General features: G+C 32.0%; 17 protein-coding genes. 4 read left to right on the forward strand and 13 right to left on the reverse strand.

Translation table 11 applies throughout. The features are described from left to right. Positions 1–7 precede the first annotated feature (7 nt). From JMO20_RS15065 to JMO20_RS15085, 5 genes are all read right to left on the reverse strand, one after another. Entirely contained in the window at positions 8–451 is a 444-nt protein-coding gene (locus JMO20_RS15065) for a CBS domain-containing protein (RefSeq protein ID WP_202710527.1), read from the reverse strand. Then, positions 451–1,788: an NAD(P)H-hydrate dehydratase gene (locus tag JMO20_RS15070; protein ID WP_202710528.1), complete on the reverse strand. Its 1,338-nt coding sequence runs from the start codon at positions 1,786–1,788 to the stop codon at positions 451–453. Before JMO20_RS15070 ends, JMO20_RS15065 begins: the two co-directional genes overlap by 1 nt. Before the next feature lie 47 nt (positions 1,789–1,835). Continuing rightward, on the reverse strand, positions 1,836–2,099 hold the full coding sequence (locus JMO20_RS15075; protein WP_202710529.1) for a hypothetical protein: 264 nt from the start codon (positions 2,097–2,099) through the stop codon (positions 1,836–1,838). A 39-nt stretch (positions 2,100–2,138) separates the two neighbouring features. After that, positions 2,139–2,741, reverse strand: coding sequence for a hypothetical protein (locus JMO20_RS15080; RefSeq protein WP_202710530.1), 603 nt, complete (start codon positions 2,739–2,741; stop codon positions 2,139–2,141). A 119-nt stretch (positions 2,742–2,860) separates the two neighbouring features. Then, positions 2,861–4,114, reverse strand: a complete 1,254-nt coding sequence (locus JMO20_RS15085; RefSeq protein ID WP_202710531.1) for a GNAT family N-acetyltransferase — start codon at positions 4,112–4,114, stop codon at positions 2,861–2,863. A gap of 510 nt (positions 4,115–4,624) precedes the next feature. On the opposite strand from JMO20_RS15085, the gene JMO20_RS15090 reads away from it, so the two are divergent. Continuing rightward, positions 4,625–5,881, forward strand: coding sequence for an MFS transporter (locus JMO20_RS15090; protein ID WP_202710532.1), 1,257 nt, complete (start codon positions 4,625–4,627; stop codon positions 5,879–5,881). Between the two features lie 28 nt (positions 5,882–5,909). Here the strand turns inward: JMO20_RS15090 and JMO20_RS15095 are convergent, their stop codons facing one another. Beyond that, complete coding sequence (locus tag JMO20_RS15095) at positions 5,910–6,374, reverse strand: GNAT family N-acetyltransferase (protein ID WP_202710533.1); 465 nt, start codon at positions 6,372–6,374, stop codon at positions 5,910–5,912. A gap of 123 nt (positions 6,375–6,497) precedes the next feature. Then, positions 6,498–7,556 (reverse strand): ribosome small subunit-dependent GTPase A, encoded by a 1,059-nt coding sequence (rsgA, locus tag JMO20_RS15100; protein WP_243414772.1) that lies wholly within the window; start codon positions 7,554–7,556, stop codon positions 6,498–6,500. 659 nt (positions 7,557–8,215) lie between these two features. Between rsgA and JMO20_RS15105 the strand changes: the two genes are divergently transcribed. Then, complete coding sequence (locus JMO20_RS15105) at positions 8,216–8,476, forward strand: hypothetical protein (protein WP_202710535.1); 261 nt, start codon at positions 8,216–8,218, stop codon at positions 8,474–8,476. Between the two features lie 172 nt (positions 8,477–8,648). Here JMO20_RS15105 and JMO20_RS15110 read toward each other — a convergent pair whose 3' ends face one another. The 5 genes from JMO20_RS15110 to JMO20_RS15130 are packed head-to-tail and all read right to left on the reverse strand — an operon-like array spanning position 8,649 to position 13,755. Beyond that, positions 8,649–9,842 carry a trans-sulfuration enzyme family protein gene (locus JMO20_RS15110; protein ID WP_202710536.1) on the reverse strand — a complete coding sequence of 398 codons (1,194 nt, stop codon included), beginning with the start codon at positions 9,840–9,842 and terminating at the stop codon, positions 8,649–8,651. A gap of 26 nt (positions 9,843–9,868) precedes the next feature. Continuing rightward, positions 9,869–10,522, reverse strand: a complete 654-nt coding sequence (locus JMO20_RS15115; protein ID WP_243414769.1) for a class II aldolase/adducin family protein — start codon at positions 10,520–10,522, stop codon at positions 9,869–9,871. Positions 10,523–10,549: 27 nt separating this feature from the next. Then, positions 10,550–11,320: an S-methyl-5'-thioinosine phosphorylase gene (locus JMO20_RS15120; RefSeq protein WP_202710537.1), complete on the reverse strand. Its 771-nt coding sequence runs from the start codon at positions 11,318–11,320 to the stop codon at positions 10,550–10,552. 41 nt (positions 11,321–11,361) lie between these two features. Beyond that, positions 11,362–12,402, reverse strand: a complete 1,041-nt coding sequence (gene mtnA / locus JMO20_RS15125) for an S-methyl-5-thioribose-1-phosphate isomerase (protein WP_202710538.1) — start codon at positions 12,400–12,402, stop codon at positions 11,362–11,364. Positions 12,403–12,459: 57 nt separating this feature from the next. Beyond that, entirely contained in the window at positions 12,460–13,755 is a 1,296-nt protein-coding gene (locus JMO20_RS15130) for an amidohydrolase family protein (RefSeq protein WP_202710539.1), read from the reverse strand. 366 nt (positions 13,756–14,121) lie between these two features. Between JMO20_RS15130 and gdhA the strand changes: the two genes are divergently transcribed. Beyond that, positions 14,122–15,456, forward strand: a complete 1,335-nt coding sequence (gene gdhA, locus JMO20_RS15135; protein WP_202710540.1) for an NADP-specific glutamate dehydrogenase — start codon at positions 14,122–14,124, stop codon at positions 15,454–15,456. Between the two features lie 70 nt (positions 15,457–15,526). Here the strand turns inward: gdhA and JMO20_RS15140 are convergent, their stop codons facing one another. Further along, on the reverse strand, positions 15,527–16,009 hold the full coding sequence (locus JMO20_RS15140) for a ferritin family protein (RefSeq protein ID WP_202710541.1): 483 nt from the start codon (positions 16,007–16,009) through the stop codon (positions 15,527–15,529). 169 nt (positions 16,010–16,178) lie between these two features. Between JMO20_RS15140 and JMO20_RS15145 the strand changes: the two genes are divergently transcribed. Beyond that, positions 16,179–17,516 carry an FMN-binding glutamate synthase family protein gene (locus JMO20_RS15145; RefSeq protein ID WP_202710542.1) on the forward strand — a complete coding sequence of 446 codons (1,338 nt, stop codon included), beginning with the start codon at positions 16,179–16,181 and terminating at the stop codon, positions 17,514–17,516. Positions 17,517–17,573: the final 57 nt, after the last annotated feature.

The following is a 17,573-nucleotide window of genomic DNA, read 5'->3' on the forward strand; positions in this document are numbered from 1 at the left end:
CAACTCCTTAAAAGCTTTTTAGAATATCTGATCTAGAAACTATACCTACTAATCTTCCTTCTTCATCTACCACAGGTACTCTATTAACCTGCTTTTCTAACATTATATTAGCTATTTCATGAACTTCTTCATGTTCCTCAACCTTGATAACTGGCTTAGTCATTATATCCTTAACCTTATAAGCAACTTTCTTCCTTAGTTTTTCTTCAAACTTTTTAATACTCTCAAGAAGTATAAATCCTTCAAAAATTGGAATAAAAGGTGGACTAGATATATCCCTATCTTTAAACATTAAATCCGATTCTGAAACAATCCCCTTGACTTTATTATCTTCATCAACTACTGGTACGCCACTAATTTTATTCTCAACTATTATCCTCAGTACTTCTTCTACTGTATTCTCCTCATTTACTGAAATCACTTCTTTAGTCATAATATCTCTCGCTTGCATTATACCCCTCCTAATGATTTAATTGCATTTGGTAGCTTCTTAATTATATCTGAAGCTGTTAATCCATATGTACCCGTCCCATAGGCTGCTAAATCACCTGCTAACCCATGAATATATACACCAGCTATCACACTATCAATCATTTTAATATTTTGCCCTATAAAACTAGTAATTACACCAGTTAATACATCTCCACTTCCTGCTGTTGCCATTCCCGGGTTACCAGAGGTATTAATGTAGATATTACATTCTTTGTCGCATATCACAGTGTTTGCACCCTTCAAAACTGTTATTACACCAAATTTTTTTGATGCAATTCTCGCATTTTTTACTCTATCTTTTTGTATCTCTTCTATGCTTTTGTTTAATAGTCTTGCTAATTCCCCTGGATGAGGAGTGATAACAATCTCAGCCTTTTTATCTAGCAATGCCTTTTCATTTCTACTAATACAATTAAGACCATCTCCATCCAAGACTATCGGTATATTAGCAAATTTAATAATTTCTTCTACAACCTTAATCCTTTCACTATCTATTCCTAATCCAGGACCTAAAGCAATTACGTTAAAATTACTCACTATTGACTTAATATCCTCTAAAGCATCTATTATAAAGTGACCCTTATCATTATCCTTTACTGGTTTTATAATTATTTCAGTAGTTTTTATCTCCATTATATTTGTTAAGCTTTTAGGAGTGACAGCATAAACTAGGCCACTTCCACTTCTTAATGATGCTTGGGCTGTTAAATATGCTGCTCCCGTCATACCTATACTTCCAGCTATAACACCAACCCTTCCATAATTACCCTTATGACTTACTAAATTCCTTTCAGGAAGAAGCTTTGAAGTCAAATCCTTATTGATTATTGTGAATGAGTTTAGTTTATCTTCAGTAATAAATTTTTCCGTAAGTGGGTTTATGTTCATTCTATCTATTTTATCATCTGTATCCAAGTTTGTTTTCGATCCTTGTGCTATACAATAAGATATGGCATTGTCGTTGCTATGACTTATAGACAGCTGAATATCTTCTATGCCCAGCTCATGAGATAATTCTTTAGCATCTCTCCTTAGATTTACATAGGGTTTGCCTAAAGTATCATGGTCTATTTCTAAATCAGTCCATTTAAAGTTTCTAATTCCTGAACCTAAAGCTTTACTAATAGCTTCTTTAGCCGCGAACAGTCCTGCAATTGTATTTATGTTTCCATTTCTACTCTCTATGTATTCTTTCTCAATATTCGTAAATACTCTATCTATAAATCTTTTATTATTAGATAAAGCCTTTTCAACTCTACCTATTTCTATTATATCTATTCCTACACCTTTAATCATTATTACACCTTCCCTATAAAAATAAGCCCTTTCTTAAGGACTTAAATCTATAATAATTCTAAAAAGCTTTTATCAAGTGGTATTCCTAATAAATCTGCTAGCTTATAAATTCCCACTATTAAAAAATATACTACAGAAATAAAGAAAATAGCAACACTAATCATTTTTATTACCGTTTTAGACTTTTCTCCTAACTTTATTTTATCTCCAAAAACAGAAAATATTAAATTGATTAGTTTCGTGAATATATTAAAGAATATCTCTGATCCACTAAGTACCAGTAGTATTAAAAAAATAATTTTAGTAGACATTAAAATCTTCCTTTCAGATTGTTATTTCAGTATCATATACTACTCTATCATACTTTTGTCTAGTTTTTCCATTGCCTTATTTCCTAAAATTCCATGTAACAATCTATATGTAGTATTAAGACGTTCTTCATAGTCATTTTTATGTTCAATTAATTCTTTTAATCTATTTCGCATTTCTATTATTTCCTTATTCACATCAGACAGTTTTTTTTCATTTTCATTTAACTTATCATATGAATATCTTATTGTCTCTTTTAAAAGATTTGTATTCAATCGTCTTATTTCCTTAGGTAGTACTTCGCTCTTTATGGTTAATTCCTCAATTCTAGTATTTATATCTATAATTTCCTGCTGACATTTATCCAAAAGTTCAATAGCATAGCTATTATTAGTATTATTTACTTCATCAGATAAATTCAATATTTTCATCATATTTTTCTTTTTATCCTTCTTCAAACGAATCAATTCTCTATCAACAGTTTTTTGCTCTTGTAGCAACTGACTTAATTCATCTCTATATTCTTCAACTTTTTTATTACTCACCTCATCAAATAAAAGCTTCCATTCTTTAACATTTATCAATATTGGGATATTTTTTTTATTTATAATATCTAAATCTATATTAAAATCCTTTGAAAACATGGCATTCCCTCCCAATATGATTATACTATAAATCCTATGAATAATTAAATGGTTTTTTAGTACTATAATACTATTTAAAAGAAAGTCATTCTCCCTAAAATGGGATAATGACTTTCAGTTTAAAAGGCAGTAGTACACTTAGGTTTTTCTTCAATATGAAATATCTTATTTATTTTACTTATATAGGAATCATCAGATATTCTCACTAATCCATAATTACATAGATTTCTAAAGTTTATTACTCCCATAAGTAGTGATGAAAAATCTGAAATATCCATTGATACTTCGACTTGAAAGTCTTCATCTTCTGACAGATTAGCCTTTCCATTTTTAAAATCGATTATATAACTGCCATCATTCTCTGAAATAAAGCTATCTTCAATATTTAGCTTAATCTTACAACTTTCATTGCCAAAATTATGTTCTCCTAGTACTTTAAATATTCCTCTAATATCAATCACACGGTACATTAGTCCAACACCCTGTACATTACTTTCATGATAAACGGAGGGTATTATATTATTAGTTCCGTTTACTGGGTTTGATAATAAATGATGAAAGAACTCATCCTGAGTGTTTAATATTATATACCTAATCTGGTCACTTTGGGTATTAAGGAAAGTCAATATCTCAGATAGCGCTTCCTTCTTCTCGCAAATAAATTCACTAACATTCAAATCATTCTCTAGAAAGCTATCATTATCGTTGTATTTAAAGTTAAAAATTAGATATCCCTCAATTTTATTATTAGTCCTATATGCTATCACTCTATTCTCAGAATTCTTAAATATATTTTCTATATCTTTTAGATTCTTTTTAATCATGCCATGAGTTTTCTTCATACATCTATTATAGCAATCTAATAGTTCTATTTTGTCCTTTTCTCCTGCAAAGAAAACATTATTTTTAGACTCGCCCTTTGGTAAGTACTTCGGTGAAATCCTATATTGATTCATCTTAGTACCATATCCAAACCCCATTTTCTTATAGAAATCTGGTCTAAAAGGATATAATACAGCCATGTATATTTCTCTTTCCTTGTAATGATTTAAATAGAAAGTTATTAATTCTTTAGCAACCTTCTCCTTCTTATGTAAAAATTCTACTCCTACAAATCCCACACCACCTGCATCAATGATTTGAGAATCGTAATTCATTACGAAATCATAGTGTAACATTCCTCCAAGAAGCTTATTATCTCTATACAGACCATAAAAATTTTGATTTTCATTTTCTTCTTGTATCTTTGCAAATCTTTCAGCTGTTTTTTCTCTATCCTCAACACTACTTGCTTTCATTCTGGGGTAAGCATTTCTTGCTATTTCAACGAAATACTTAAAATCCTCTTTAGGTATTGATTTAACTTTACTCATCTTATCACCCCTTTAAATTTTACCAATCATACCAAGAAAATTGGTTGTTAAAATTTTTTATATTTACATATCAAGCTCTTCTTACATATGCAATTCTCTTATTTATTAATAACTTCTTTTATAAATAATCACCTTCTTTAATACTCAGTTAGTAATCAGTCAATAATTTTGCAAGATTCTGAATTCTTTTATCAGTCCTATAAGTAACACCAATTGAATACTGTCAAACTTATTTCGACTCTCTAATTATAATAGTAAATTATTCCTATACTTCTGTCAATATTTTAAATAGCAAAAAGACTAGAAACTCAATATATCTATTACATAATTATGTGAAATTCTACTTGAGAAAATTCCATACCAAATTTTATCTAACTTCCTCATTTAATATCATTTTGTACTATTGTTACCTTTTTTTAATAATAATCAAAAATTATATGATAGCTTAATAATTTGAATTATTGTATAATATTTAGTGACTCGAAACTCTTTCTTGGGGGTGAATTAAAATTGGGGAATAAGTTAATTTTTAGAGAGAAATTAGTAAGGTATAATATTAAAATTAATATTTTCAACGGAATTGCTGCTATTATTGCAACAAATCTAGTGAATCCATACTTTGTTAAATTTGCAGAAAGAATTGGTGCAAGTGATTATCAAATTGCATACTTATCATCACTTCCAGCTTTAATTAGTGTTTTTGCATTAATTCCAGGTGGAATTTTAATTGATAACTTTAAGGATAAGAAAAAAATAACAGGTTCAATCATTTTTTGCCATAAGCTATTCTATTTATTTTTAGCATTTGTACCTTTTTTCAATAAAAACTATCAACCTTGGATTTTTGTTTTACTAGTTGGATTTATGAATTTGCCTGGCTCAATATCTATTATTGGATTTCAATCTAGCATTGGGGACGTATTTAATATAAGAGATAGAGGTAGGGCCATGGGTCTACGTAATAAGTATTCTACAATCTTTGGAATGCTTGTTGCGTTCGTATCAGGTCAGTTGCTGACAAGAGTTCCAAATACAAATGGAGAAACAATAGTCTTATACCAAATTTTCTTTATAATTGCATTTCTAATTGCTCAAATGGAAGTGTTCTCGTATTTTAAGCTTAGAGGGATAAAGTCTGCAAAACGGGTTACAGGCACATCCTATTGGGAATCATTAAAACATATACTTCATAAAGATAATTTATTAAAGCAAAAACCATTCTTAATTTTTACAGGATGTTCTCTGTTATTTCATTTTGGATGGCAAATGGGATGGCCTTTATTTAACCTATATGCAGTAAAATACTTGGAGGCTAATGAAATATGGTTAAGTGCAATAACCATAGCAAGTAGCATTTCATCCTTTTTAGCTTATCCTATTTGGGCAAAGTTAGCAGACCGAAAAGGAAACAGCATGATGCTAAGCATAGCAACCTTTGGTATGGCTATAACTCCTATCTTATATGCGATTTCTGGTAGTCTGTTGTCTTTAGTTCTTTTTAATATAATAATAGGTATATCAGTATCTGGAACAGTTCTAATATTGTTCAATATTTTACTAGAAGTTGTCCCTGATAAGAATAGAACTATTTATATCGCGTTATATAATACTTTAATTAATATCTCAGCTACTTTTTCTCCAATTATAGGTGTAGCGATAAAGGACAAGTTTACCATATATGTAGCATTGATTGTAGTAGGATGCTTAAGGATGATTGGAAGCATAGCATTTTTTATAAGAAATAAAGTTGTGAATAATGGGAATTAATAGAAAAAAGAGCTATCTCACAATGATTTTAAAAATCATTGTGAGACAGGTCCATTACTTTTCTCATCCCAATCATATCCTCTTCTTGACTATGTTTCACAAACCCAGCCTTTTCATAAACTCTTATTGCTGGCTTATTATTAACATTTACGTTTAATTCAATATATTCTCCTTGATAGTCAAACTCTTGTATTCCAAAGTTAATGCCTTGCTCCACAAATTCTTTGCCCAACCCTTTGTCTGTAAATTTAGGATTTAAAGCAAGACCTATTTCAATTATTCCATCATTATGATAATACTCAAATAATCCAGCTAAATTATTATCACTTAAGACAGCAAATGCATCACATCCAGCAGGCCCCTTTACTACTCCAGTTTCAGTATAGCTTTCAAAATATGGGTCAGTAAAAATATCCTTAACGTAACCTTCGTATTTCCATGTCTTAATAGCCTTGGCATATTCTAAAGTCATTGGTACAAATTCAAACTTCATATTACCACTCCCTAAAAAATTTACTTCTTAAATATATTAAAGGATTCAAAATCCAATCCACACAAATAATAATTATTTTGCTATATCCATACTTGTATTTTACTTAGTATATACTTTATGCATTTATTTTCTTTTTTCCCTTTTATTTACCTTCATTTCTTTAAGTTTATTTTTCCTTTGAATATACTCAGCTTCTCTCTGTAGCTTTAGATAGTTTGCAAATCTATTTTCAGATAATGATCCATTATCAATCGCTCCTTTAATTGCACAGCCAGGCTCACTGTCGTGTTTGCAATCATTAAATTTACACTTAGCTGCCAATTCCTCTATATCGCTAAAAGTATTATCAATCCCTGATTCTGCATCTAATATATGAAGTTCTCTCATTCCTGGAGTGTCAATCACAATTCCCTTATCCTTAAGCAAGATAAGTTCTCTATGGGTAGTTGTATGCTTACCTTTATCATCACCTTCCCTAATATCCCTAGTCTCTAACTTTTCTTCTCCAGCTAAATAATTGATTAAGGTAGATTTACCAACTCCAGATGAGCCAATAAATGCAATCGTAGTACCCTTATCTATATATTGATAAATTTCATCTATCCCGTCTCCAGTAACCGAACTAACTACATGAACATTCACTCCAAATGCTACAGATTCGACATCATTAATTCTTTCATCAATATTATCACTAATATCTGACTTAGTAAGTAGTACTACTGGATTAGCTCCACCTTCCCATGCCATTATAAGATACCGTTCTAACCTTCTTAGATTAAAGTCTTTATTCAAAGACATACATATAAACAAGTAGTCTACATTTGTAGCAATTATTTGCTCACCTGCCTGATTACCTGCAATCTTTCTCGAGAATTTACTCTTTCTTGGGAAAATTGAATGGATTATAGCATTCCCTGTTTTTTGGTCTGTTCTATCTATTATGACCCAGTCGCCAACTGCTGGATAGTCCTCTCTGTCAATAGCATTATGCTGCATTTTACCTGATATAGCTCCTAATATTTCTCCTACAGATGTAAATATCTTATATAATCCTTTATATTCTACAGCTACTCTGCCGATTTTATATTCACAGTCATTTTCAATATTAAACTCTTCCAATTGTGTTTGCAGTCCCTTATTCCAACCTAAATCTTCTAAAGAAATTTTCTCCTTAATATTCATCAACACTATCTACCTCCACCCTTTTATAAGTATAACTAATATTCTTTTTAGTATGAATTACACGATAACTATTTTTCAAAATACTCCCTCCACTCTTGGAATAACTGTACTTTGAAACTCCTAGCATTGATTTTTTAATATTGGAATAAAGTATAAAAAAGCATAAAGATACCCTTAAAATAGAATACATCTATCTTAAGGGTATTTTTGCACAACTAATACTGCTAATCATCAGTCAATCATTACAATATACTTGCCTTGACTGAATCATTGAATAGCTAGTATACAGATATAAAAAACCCTTAAAGCTAGGAGTTCCCTGCTCTAAGGATCTAATTCTCAATTTAAATGTAATTATACTGTCTTATAAATATAATTCATCATTAACAATTTAGCATATTAATATATTAATACAATAAGCTATCCTTAGGAGCAGTCATATTTTTTTCTTTTAATGAATTTAACACTAACACATTTAATTTTTTCATAATACAACCTCTCCTTTCATTACGAATTATAAACAGTATAATACAATTTCTAATATTTGTCAACATAGCATAGAGACTTATTTACATTGATTTTATGCCCAACTCTATAATATATCCCATTATAGTTAATCATACATATAATAATAAGAGGAGGAAGAAAGGTGGTCTATCATGGTTAACATTAGCAAACAACTCTTAAAAATCTTATCTGCTGAAGTCTTTCAGAGAATTATAAATAATGATGTTATTAGACTTGAGCAGTTAATGACTGCTCAAGCTCTATTAATAGAAGCTAATATTCCCTATGATTTGGTTTTTGCAGCTGGAACTAGAAGAGATGCCTCTGCAGTTGAATTAATCATATATATTAATCCTACAACTACTATGAATTTTACTGTAGCCTTTGAAGCTGGAGGAACAACTATTATTTGAACTTCTTCCTTTTATGCAAGTTATACATTAAATAGTACTGTAATATAATAAAAGTCCTACAAATTATTAAAATTCTGATTAGTACATACATAGTAAATATACTATGAAATTATCACGAAATTAAGAGTCCCTTTAAAAAGACTCTTAATAGTTAATTTAAAAACACCTTAAATTATATATTGCATAAGGCATTATCTAAGTCTTCAATTATATCTTCAACGTTCTCTATTCCAACGGATATCCTGATCATACTCTCTGTTAATCCAAATTCCTCTAATTTCTCCTTTGGATATCCAAGATGAGTCATTGCTGCTGGAAGTTCAATTAGTGTTTCACAATCTCCCAAGCTAACAGCCAATTGGGCAAGCTTAACACTATCTACTACTTTTTTTGCATCATCTAATTCTCCCTTGATTTCAAAGCTAATCATAGCCCCAAATCCATCCATCTGTTCTTTAGCTATGTTATGTCCTTGAAAGCTTTCTAGCCCAGGATATAGAACTTCCTTAACATTAGGGTGATTGCTCAAGAACTTAGCTACTTTTATTGCATTTCTCTCATGCTCACGCATTCTTACTCCGAGAGTTTTTAATCCTCTAAGAAGTAGCCATGCATTAAAGGGACTCATAACCCCACCAAATTCGCACATATAATCAAACTTTAGCTTATGTATATATTCTTCATCCTTAGAAATAGCAACTCCAGCTACAACATCTCCATGACCAGATATATATTTTGTAGCTGAATGCACTACCACATCGGCACCTAATGTTAAGGGCCTCTGAAAATAAGGAGTGGCAAATGTGTTATCTATCACCACTTTAATTCCTCTAGAATGAGCAATTTCAACTACATTTTTGATATCAATTATCTTCAAATTGGGATTAGCAGGAGTTTCAAAATATATAACCTTAGTGCTTTCATCTATTTGTTTTTCCAGACTATCTAAATTACTTAAATCTACTACTTTATAATTTACATTATATTTAGGTAATAATTGTGTAGCAACACTGTAGCTAGATCCATAAAGGGTCTTATTAATGATTACATTGTTTCCTGGTTTTAAAAAGGAAAAAAGAACTGAACTAATAGCAGCCATTCCAGAAGCAAAAGCAACTGAGGCCTTACCTTCCTCTAATGCTGCCATTCTGTTTTCGAATAATCTAAGAGTAGGATTATTACCTCTAGTATAAACGTAGTCACTACTTTCAAAGCTCATTACCTTTCTTACATGTTCAGTGTCATTAAATACAAAGGTAGATGTCTGAAATATAGGAGGATTTAATGCATTCTTAGGATTTTTTTCGTCTTCTCCTCCAGCATGTATCGACGTAGTATCAAACCCATATTTTTTATTTTTATCCATTCTATACCTCCGGTCTCTAATATATATTATCTTTGTCCATATTTATTTAGATAAAAGTCCCTCATAAAGTCTATATCATCTTGACTTAGCTCTACTACTCCACCCATCATTTGAGCATATATCGTCGCTTTAGCAGACTTCTCCACTATTAGAGCAGTTTTCAATGTTTCTTTTAGATTTCTACTTGCTGCTAAACATCCATGATTTGCTAGAATACAAGCATTTCTACCTTCCAATGCCTTAACTGCAGCCTCACCTAACTCTTTTGTTCCAGGTAATACATATTCACTCACCTTTACATCTCCACCGACAATTTGAACTAAGTCTTCAGCCGCACCTGGTATTGACTTTCTAGCAATAGCCATGGCAGTACAATATGTACTATGGGTATGAACGATTGCATTCACATCTGCCCTAGCTTTATATATAGCTAAATGCAAATTATACTCTATTGATGGCTTTTTATCCCCATCTATGATATTTCCATCCATATCCATAATGATAATATCCTCTGGAATAATATTATTATAGTCAACTCCACTTGGAGTTATAGCGATGCAGTCCTCATCTGGTACCCTGGCGCTAATATTTCCCCAAGTCCCAACAACCAGCTGTGAATTCAACATATCTATTCCAGTATTTATAACAGATTCCCTAATTTTGTGGAATTTTATATGCAAAATAATAAACACTCCCCTCAATAACTATTACAATTCAATAATCGCCTTATGACACATACAGTTTTCTTGCTTCAAATCCTTTCTTAGGATATCAATAAATGTCTTCGTGATTAATTCCTTATTTTTCTTGATTGAACCTTCTATATCATGAAGATTTATCACATCCTTTTTATATCCTGTACACCAATTAGTTATAATTCCTATAGCAGAATAGCACATTCCTAATTCTTTCGCTAATACTACCTCAGGTACATTGGTCATCCCTACAACATCTCCACCTAATTTACTGTACATCTTGATTTCCGATGCGGTTTCAAACCTAGGTCCCTCAGTACATACATAAACTGCTTCACCCTTAATTTCAATTCCATTTACTCTCGCTTTCTTTCCAAACTCTTGTCGAAGATTTTTGCAATATGGGTCACTCATATCAGTATGTTTAACTCCTTGCTTCCCACCGTCATAAAAGGTTATAGGTCTTGCTTTTGTAAAATCAATAAAATCAGTTATTACAACTACATCTCCAGGCTCAAAATTATTATTACATGATCCCACAGCTGCTGTTGAATAGATAAACTTTACTCCTAAATCATCCAAAGCCTTCATGTTAGCTCTATAGTTTATTAGGTGGGGTGGGTTAGAATGATCCCTTCCATGTCTAGCTAAGAATATTATCTCCTCATTATCTATTTCTACAATATCCACTTCTACAGACCCATAAATAGTTTTAATAACTTTCTTAGTGCTTTTTCCTCCTACGTTGTATACTCCTGTACCTCCAATAATGGCTCTTCTCATGCTGACTCACCTCGTAGTTAAATTTAGATATATTTAATTTTTTATTTCTTTAATTTTAAAATATTCTCTTTAAAAGGCTTCTGAATAATCCCCTTTTCCGTAATTATACCCGTTATATTTTCATTAGGAGTCACATCAAAAGCAGGATTATAAACATTCATATCTTCAGGTACAATTCTTGTTTCCCCTATATGGGTGACCTCTTTACTACTTCTTTCTTCTATTTCTATATCTTCTCCTGTTTCAATATCAAAATCTATGGTAGTAGTTGGTGCTACTATGTAAAATGGTATTCCATATACTTTTGCCACCACAGATAGCATAAAAGTTCCAATCTTATTAGCAGTATCACCATTTAATGCTATCCTATCTGCTCCAACTAAAATAACATCTATTTTCTTATCTCTAATAAGAGTTGCAGCTACACTATCAGCTATCAATTTAGACGGTATATTCTCTTGTCTAAGTTCCCATGCTGTAAGCCTTCCACCTTGCAATCTAGGTCTAGTTTCATCAGCATAAACAAAAATATTTTTGCCGGTGTAATGGGCTTCCCTAATCACTCCTAATGCCGTTCCATATCCTGCTGTAGCCAATGCACCAGTATTACAGTGGGTTAATATAGTCCCTTCGTTAGGAACCACTTTGTTACCATGCTTAGCCATAGCTTTATTAGTTTCAATATCGTCCATTAAAATTCTATCTGCCTCTTTTTCTAATTTTATGCACATTTCTTCAACATTTAAGTCTTGATTGGAAGTAATGATTTCTTTCATTCTCTTAATTGCCCACATAAGATTTACAGCCGTAGGTCTTGCTTTATTTAATAAGCTACAAGCTTGATTCATATTTTCAATAAAAGAATTCTTGTCTTTATTAACAAATTCTTTTGCAGCTAATACTACACCATATGCTGCAGCTGCTCCTATTGCTGGCGCTCCTCTAACCACCATTTCTCTTATAGCAAATTCAACGTCCATATAGTTATTGCACTTGAATTTTTTATAAATTAGTGGTAGCTTTCTTTGATCAATTAAATAAAGCTTATTGTTCTTAAATTCTATTGCTTTGAGCTCTTGCATAAATCTCACCCTTTCCAATTATCCATATCATGATTAAATTTAACTTTATAAAAGTACTTATTTCTTTCTGATCACAAGGTCCTTTGCAAACTTTTCTGCATTAAACATAACTTCTTCAACATCTATTGTCTTTAGCTCTCTGTTCTCCATAAGAATTTCACCATTAACTATTACTGTATCTACATCTGCTGCTTGAGCCGAATAAATCAGTGCAGAAATCGAATTATGTTTTGGATAAAGATGTGCTTTTTTCATATCCACTAAAATGATATCAGCTTTTTTTCCTTCCTCAATGGTTCCAATCATTGAATCTAATCCTAAAGCCTTTGCTCCATTTATAGTACCCATCTTTAAAGCTGTAGAAGCTGGAATAGAAGTTGAATCAAGGTTCACACCTTTATTTATTAGACCTGCTAAGTTCATTTCTTCAAACATATTTAAATTATTATTACTGGATGACCCATCTGTTCCTAAAGCTACGTTTATTCCCTGCTCAGTCATCTTTTCTACTGGAGCAAATCCATTCCCTAACTTCAAGTTACTACTTGGGTTATTCAATACACTAACTCCCTTTTGTGCTAAAATATTTATATCCTCATCAGAAACGTGAACACAATGGGCAGCCATTGTTGGAAGCTCAAATAACCCTATATCATTAACATGTTTTATTGGAGACTTATTATGTTTTTTATAACTATCTTCTACCTCTTTTTTACTTTCTGATAAATGTATATGTATTCTCATATCATGGTCTGAGGCCATCTTAATAATCTTTTCCAAATAATCAGCGCTACAAGTATAAGGAGCATGGGGCCCTGCTTCTACAGTTATTCTGCCATCAGCTTCATTGTTCCATCTTTTATAAAATTCTATTGTTTCCTTTATCTTGTCAATACCTTCTTCACCTTCTCCTGTAAGTCCCCTTACCAAAGATGCTCTCATTCCCGATTCTTTTACTGCCCTTGCTGTTTCATCCATAAAGAAATACATATCAGCAAAGCAAGTAATTCCTGATTGAATCATCTCAATAATACTAAGCATTGAACCCCAGTATACATCTTCAGCAATCAATTTTTCTTCTAATGGCCATATCTTTTCCGTTAACCATGGCCAAAAAGGAAGGTCATCAGCATAATTTCTAAAAACTGACATTGCAACATGAGTATGGGAGTTTATTAGCCCAGGCATAACAATTTTTTCTCTCCCATCAATTATGCTCTCAGGGGTAAAATCTTCTGGAATATCACCTATAGTCATTATTTTTCCATCTTTAATACTTATATTTACATTTTCTAAAATTTCTTTGTCATTTGCCATTGATAACACATTGGCATTTTTTATTAGTATTTTCACAATTAATACCTCCTTGTCATATTTATTATACCATTATCTTATAAGGTTACTACTTTTCCTGGTAAAAAAATACTAAAACTTACTGTCTTAAGTTTTTTTTGATGAAATATTTAAGATTTGTTAAAAAAATTGCTTTTTTTATTGCAAAAAAAATATTTAGTTATATAATTTAATCTGGTGGTATATTTAAGAGATTTTGAGTTATAAACTAATAATGTTGAAAATTTTAGGAAATTAACTAGGATTTCTACTGATTTTTTCTAACATGCAAAAGAAACCTATTAGTGTTATAATTATTGGTGGAGCTTTATTAGTTATATAACTAGTTTTTTTTACTATATTAAACTATATTAAGGAGTTGATTAAATGTCAGTAGTAGAAAACATCTTAGAGCAGGTAAAATCAAGAAACCCAGGCGAATCTGAGTTTCACCAAGCTGTTGAAGAAGTTTTAATATCATTAGAACCTGTATTAGAGAAACATCCTGAGTATGCTAAAGCTGGTATAGTTGAAAGAATGGTAGAGCCTGAAAGACAAATCATGTTTAGAGTACCTTGGGTAGATGACGAAGGTAATGTGCAAGTTAATAGAGGTTTTAGAGTACAGTTTAACAGTGCTATAGGACCTTACAAAGGCGGACTTAGATTCCATCCTTCTGTTTACTTAGGAATAGTTAAATTTTTAGGATTTGAGCAAATCTTCAAAAACTCACTAACTGGCCTTCCAATCGGTGGAGGTAAAGGTGGTTCTGACTTTGATCCAAAGGGTAAGTCAGATGCTGAGGTAATGAGATTCTGCCAAAGCTTCATGACTGAGCTTTACAGACATATTGGTCCTGATGTTGATGTGCCAGCTGGAGATATTGGGGTTGGTGGAAGAGAAATCGGTTACTTATATGGTCAATACAGAAGAATTAGAGGAGCTTTTGAAAACGGTGTCCTAACTGGTAAAGGTTTAACTTATGGTGGTTCTTTAGCAAGAAAAGAAGCTACTGGTTATGGTCTAGTATATTTCGTAAGGGAAATGCTAGCAGCTAACAATGAATCTTTCCAAGGAAAAACAGTTGTAATCTCAGGTTCTGGTAATGTTGCTATCTATGCATGTGAAAAGGCAACTGAGTACGGTGCAAAGGTCGTAGCTATGTCTGACTCTAAAGGTTATATCTATGACAAAAATGGAATCAACTTGGATACAGTTAAGCAACTTAAAGAAGTTGAGAGAAAGAGAATTAAGGAATACGTTAACATCCATCCTGAAGCTGAGTATCATGAAGGAGAAAAGGTATGGGGAGTTAAGTGTGATATCGCCCTTCCTTGTGCAACTCAAAATGATATTAGTATAGAGCACGCTAAAGCTTTAATAGAGAATGGTGTAATGGCTGTTGGTGAAGGTGCTAACATGCCTTGTACAAATGAAGCTGTAGAATTCTTCTTAGAAAATAAAATATTATTAGCTCCTGCTAAGGCTGCAAATGCTGGTGGAGTTGCTACTTCTGCTTTAGAAATGTCTCAAAATAGCATGAGATTATCTTGGACTTTCGAAGAAGTAAATTCTAAATTAGATGCTATCATGGTAAACATCTTCAAGCAAGCTAATAAAGCTGCTAAAGACTACGGAATTGAAGGAAACTATGTTGCTGGTGCAAACATAGCTGGATTCTTAAAAGTAGCTGAAGCAATGATGGCTCAAGGAATAGTTTAAAAACATAAATATATATATATAGGGACTTCAAATGAAGTCCCTTTCTATTTGCTAATAAACTAATGATTTTTTAATACTCTTCTCCATGAGTGAATTCTGCATCCTCTACCCATTCATTTGGCTTTCTTAAATGTCTTATAACAAACTCTAATTCCTCTAAATGTTTCTTCTCTTCTTTAATAAGTCTATTAAAAGTCATCCTTTCACATTTTCGTTCTAGTCCTTCCCGTTTTTCAGTATAGAATTCTATACTTTCTTTTTCAAGTTTTGCAGCATACTCATAAGTCTCTATATGGGATTTATCTAAATGAAAGTCATTGATTTCCTTAAGTTTTTCAGAGAATACTGTTTCTTCATCATTTACTTCTGCTTTATCGTCACAAAAATCAAAGTTTTTTTCTATATTATCCAATATTTGCTGATGTCTTTTCTCATCATTAGCAAGCCTTAAAAATATACTTTTTAATCCACTACTGTTAGCCTTATCAGCTAATTCCCTATAATACTTTTCTCCATCCTGCTCCATTTTTTTTGCAAGTTCATAAACAGTCACAAAATCGCTCCCTTCTTTTTATGGATATAAAATCTCCAAATATATATGTAATCATATTTATTTCATACCCATATAATAATATATTTAACACCATCTCCAACTCTAAAATAATGTAATATTTTTGTTTAGTAAATCCCATACTACTATTAATCTAAAAGGAGGTGTTTTTTTGTTAAATTGGTTACTACTTAGAATGATGGACCCCTTAGTAGATGATGCTACAGTTAAAATGTTCACAGAAAGCTATCCTGATAATCCCTATGTTATGATAACAGCTGCTCAAAAACTTACACCAAAGGCTATAATAGAGGCTGGTATGAGAGCTGAATCTGGGAAAGAATTAAATCTGCCCTATGGCAGTAATATAGTGTTATCTCCTTGGGATAAAATTTTGATGAATCCTAGACAATTGTTTCATCTACCTACTGATAATATTGATGATATTTCTACTAGTACAATAATAGGACCAAAATCATCTAATCCTATAAATCTAGATATTCCTATTATGATTACAGGTATGTCTTATGGAGGCTCTCTAAGTTTGAGAATGAAGGAAGCTCTTGCTAAAGGTGCCTCAATTGCTGGTACATCAACCAATACTGGTGAATCATGCATAACAAAGGAAGTAAGAAATACTGCTAAATTTGTCATAGGCCAATATAATCGAGGTGGTTGGCAGACTAGCCCTGAACACCTTAGTCAACTAGATGCAATAGAAATACAACTAGGTCAAGGGGCATGGGGAGGTGCAGTTGAATCTGTAATGCAATCTCAAGACATAAAAAGCCATCTAAAAGATACATGGCATCTAAAGGATGGTGAAAATGCTACATTATATTCTCGCATGCCAGAACCTAAAATAGATTCTACAGAAGGGATAATTAAATTAATAGATAACTTAAAGTCTTCTTATGCTGTACCTGTAGGTATTAAAATAGCAGGTACTGACTTTATTGAATATGAGTTGGAGATTATAGCTAAAACAAAAGCCGATTTCATTGTTATTGATGGTGCAGAAGGTGGAACAGCAGTTGCACCACCTACTTTAGAGGATAATTTAGGCCTTCCTACACTACATAGCTTAGCAAGAACAATAGATTGGCTAGAGGATAATGGAATAAGAGAACGATTTAGTGTTATCGCTGCTGGAGGATTAACTACTCCAGGCCATTTCTTAAAGGCTTTAGCTCTGGGAGCTGATGCAATATATATTGGTTCAATTGCAATTTTCGCAGCTATACAATGTCAAGCTGTTAAAGCTCTACCAGATACGTTACCGACTCAATTAGCCCTTTACAAAGGTAAACTTACAGATAAACTAGACGTTGATAAAGCTGCAACCCATTTAGGAAATTTTCTTAAATCATGTGTTGCTGAAATGAAACTAGCTGCACAAGCAATGGGAAAAAACTCTCTAAGTGAATTAAGTAGAGAAGATTTAGTAACAGTAGATAAGGATCTGTCTGAGTTCTTAAATATTAGATATGCAGCAAGTCCAAGAAAGTGAACTCGTTCTGCTAAAGCAGAACATCGGGGCTTCAGATGGAGACTCTACTCCACCTGA

Origin of the sequence: Sporosalibacterium faouarense, from assembly GCF_016765695.1 — a bacterium.
Taxonomy (GTDB): domain Bacteria; phylum Bacillota; class Clostridia; order Tissierellales; family VENL01; genus Sporosalibacterium; species Sporosalibacterium faouarense.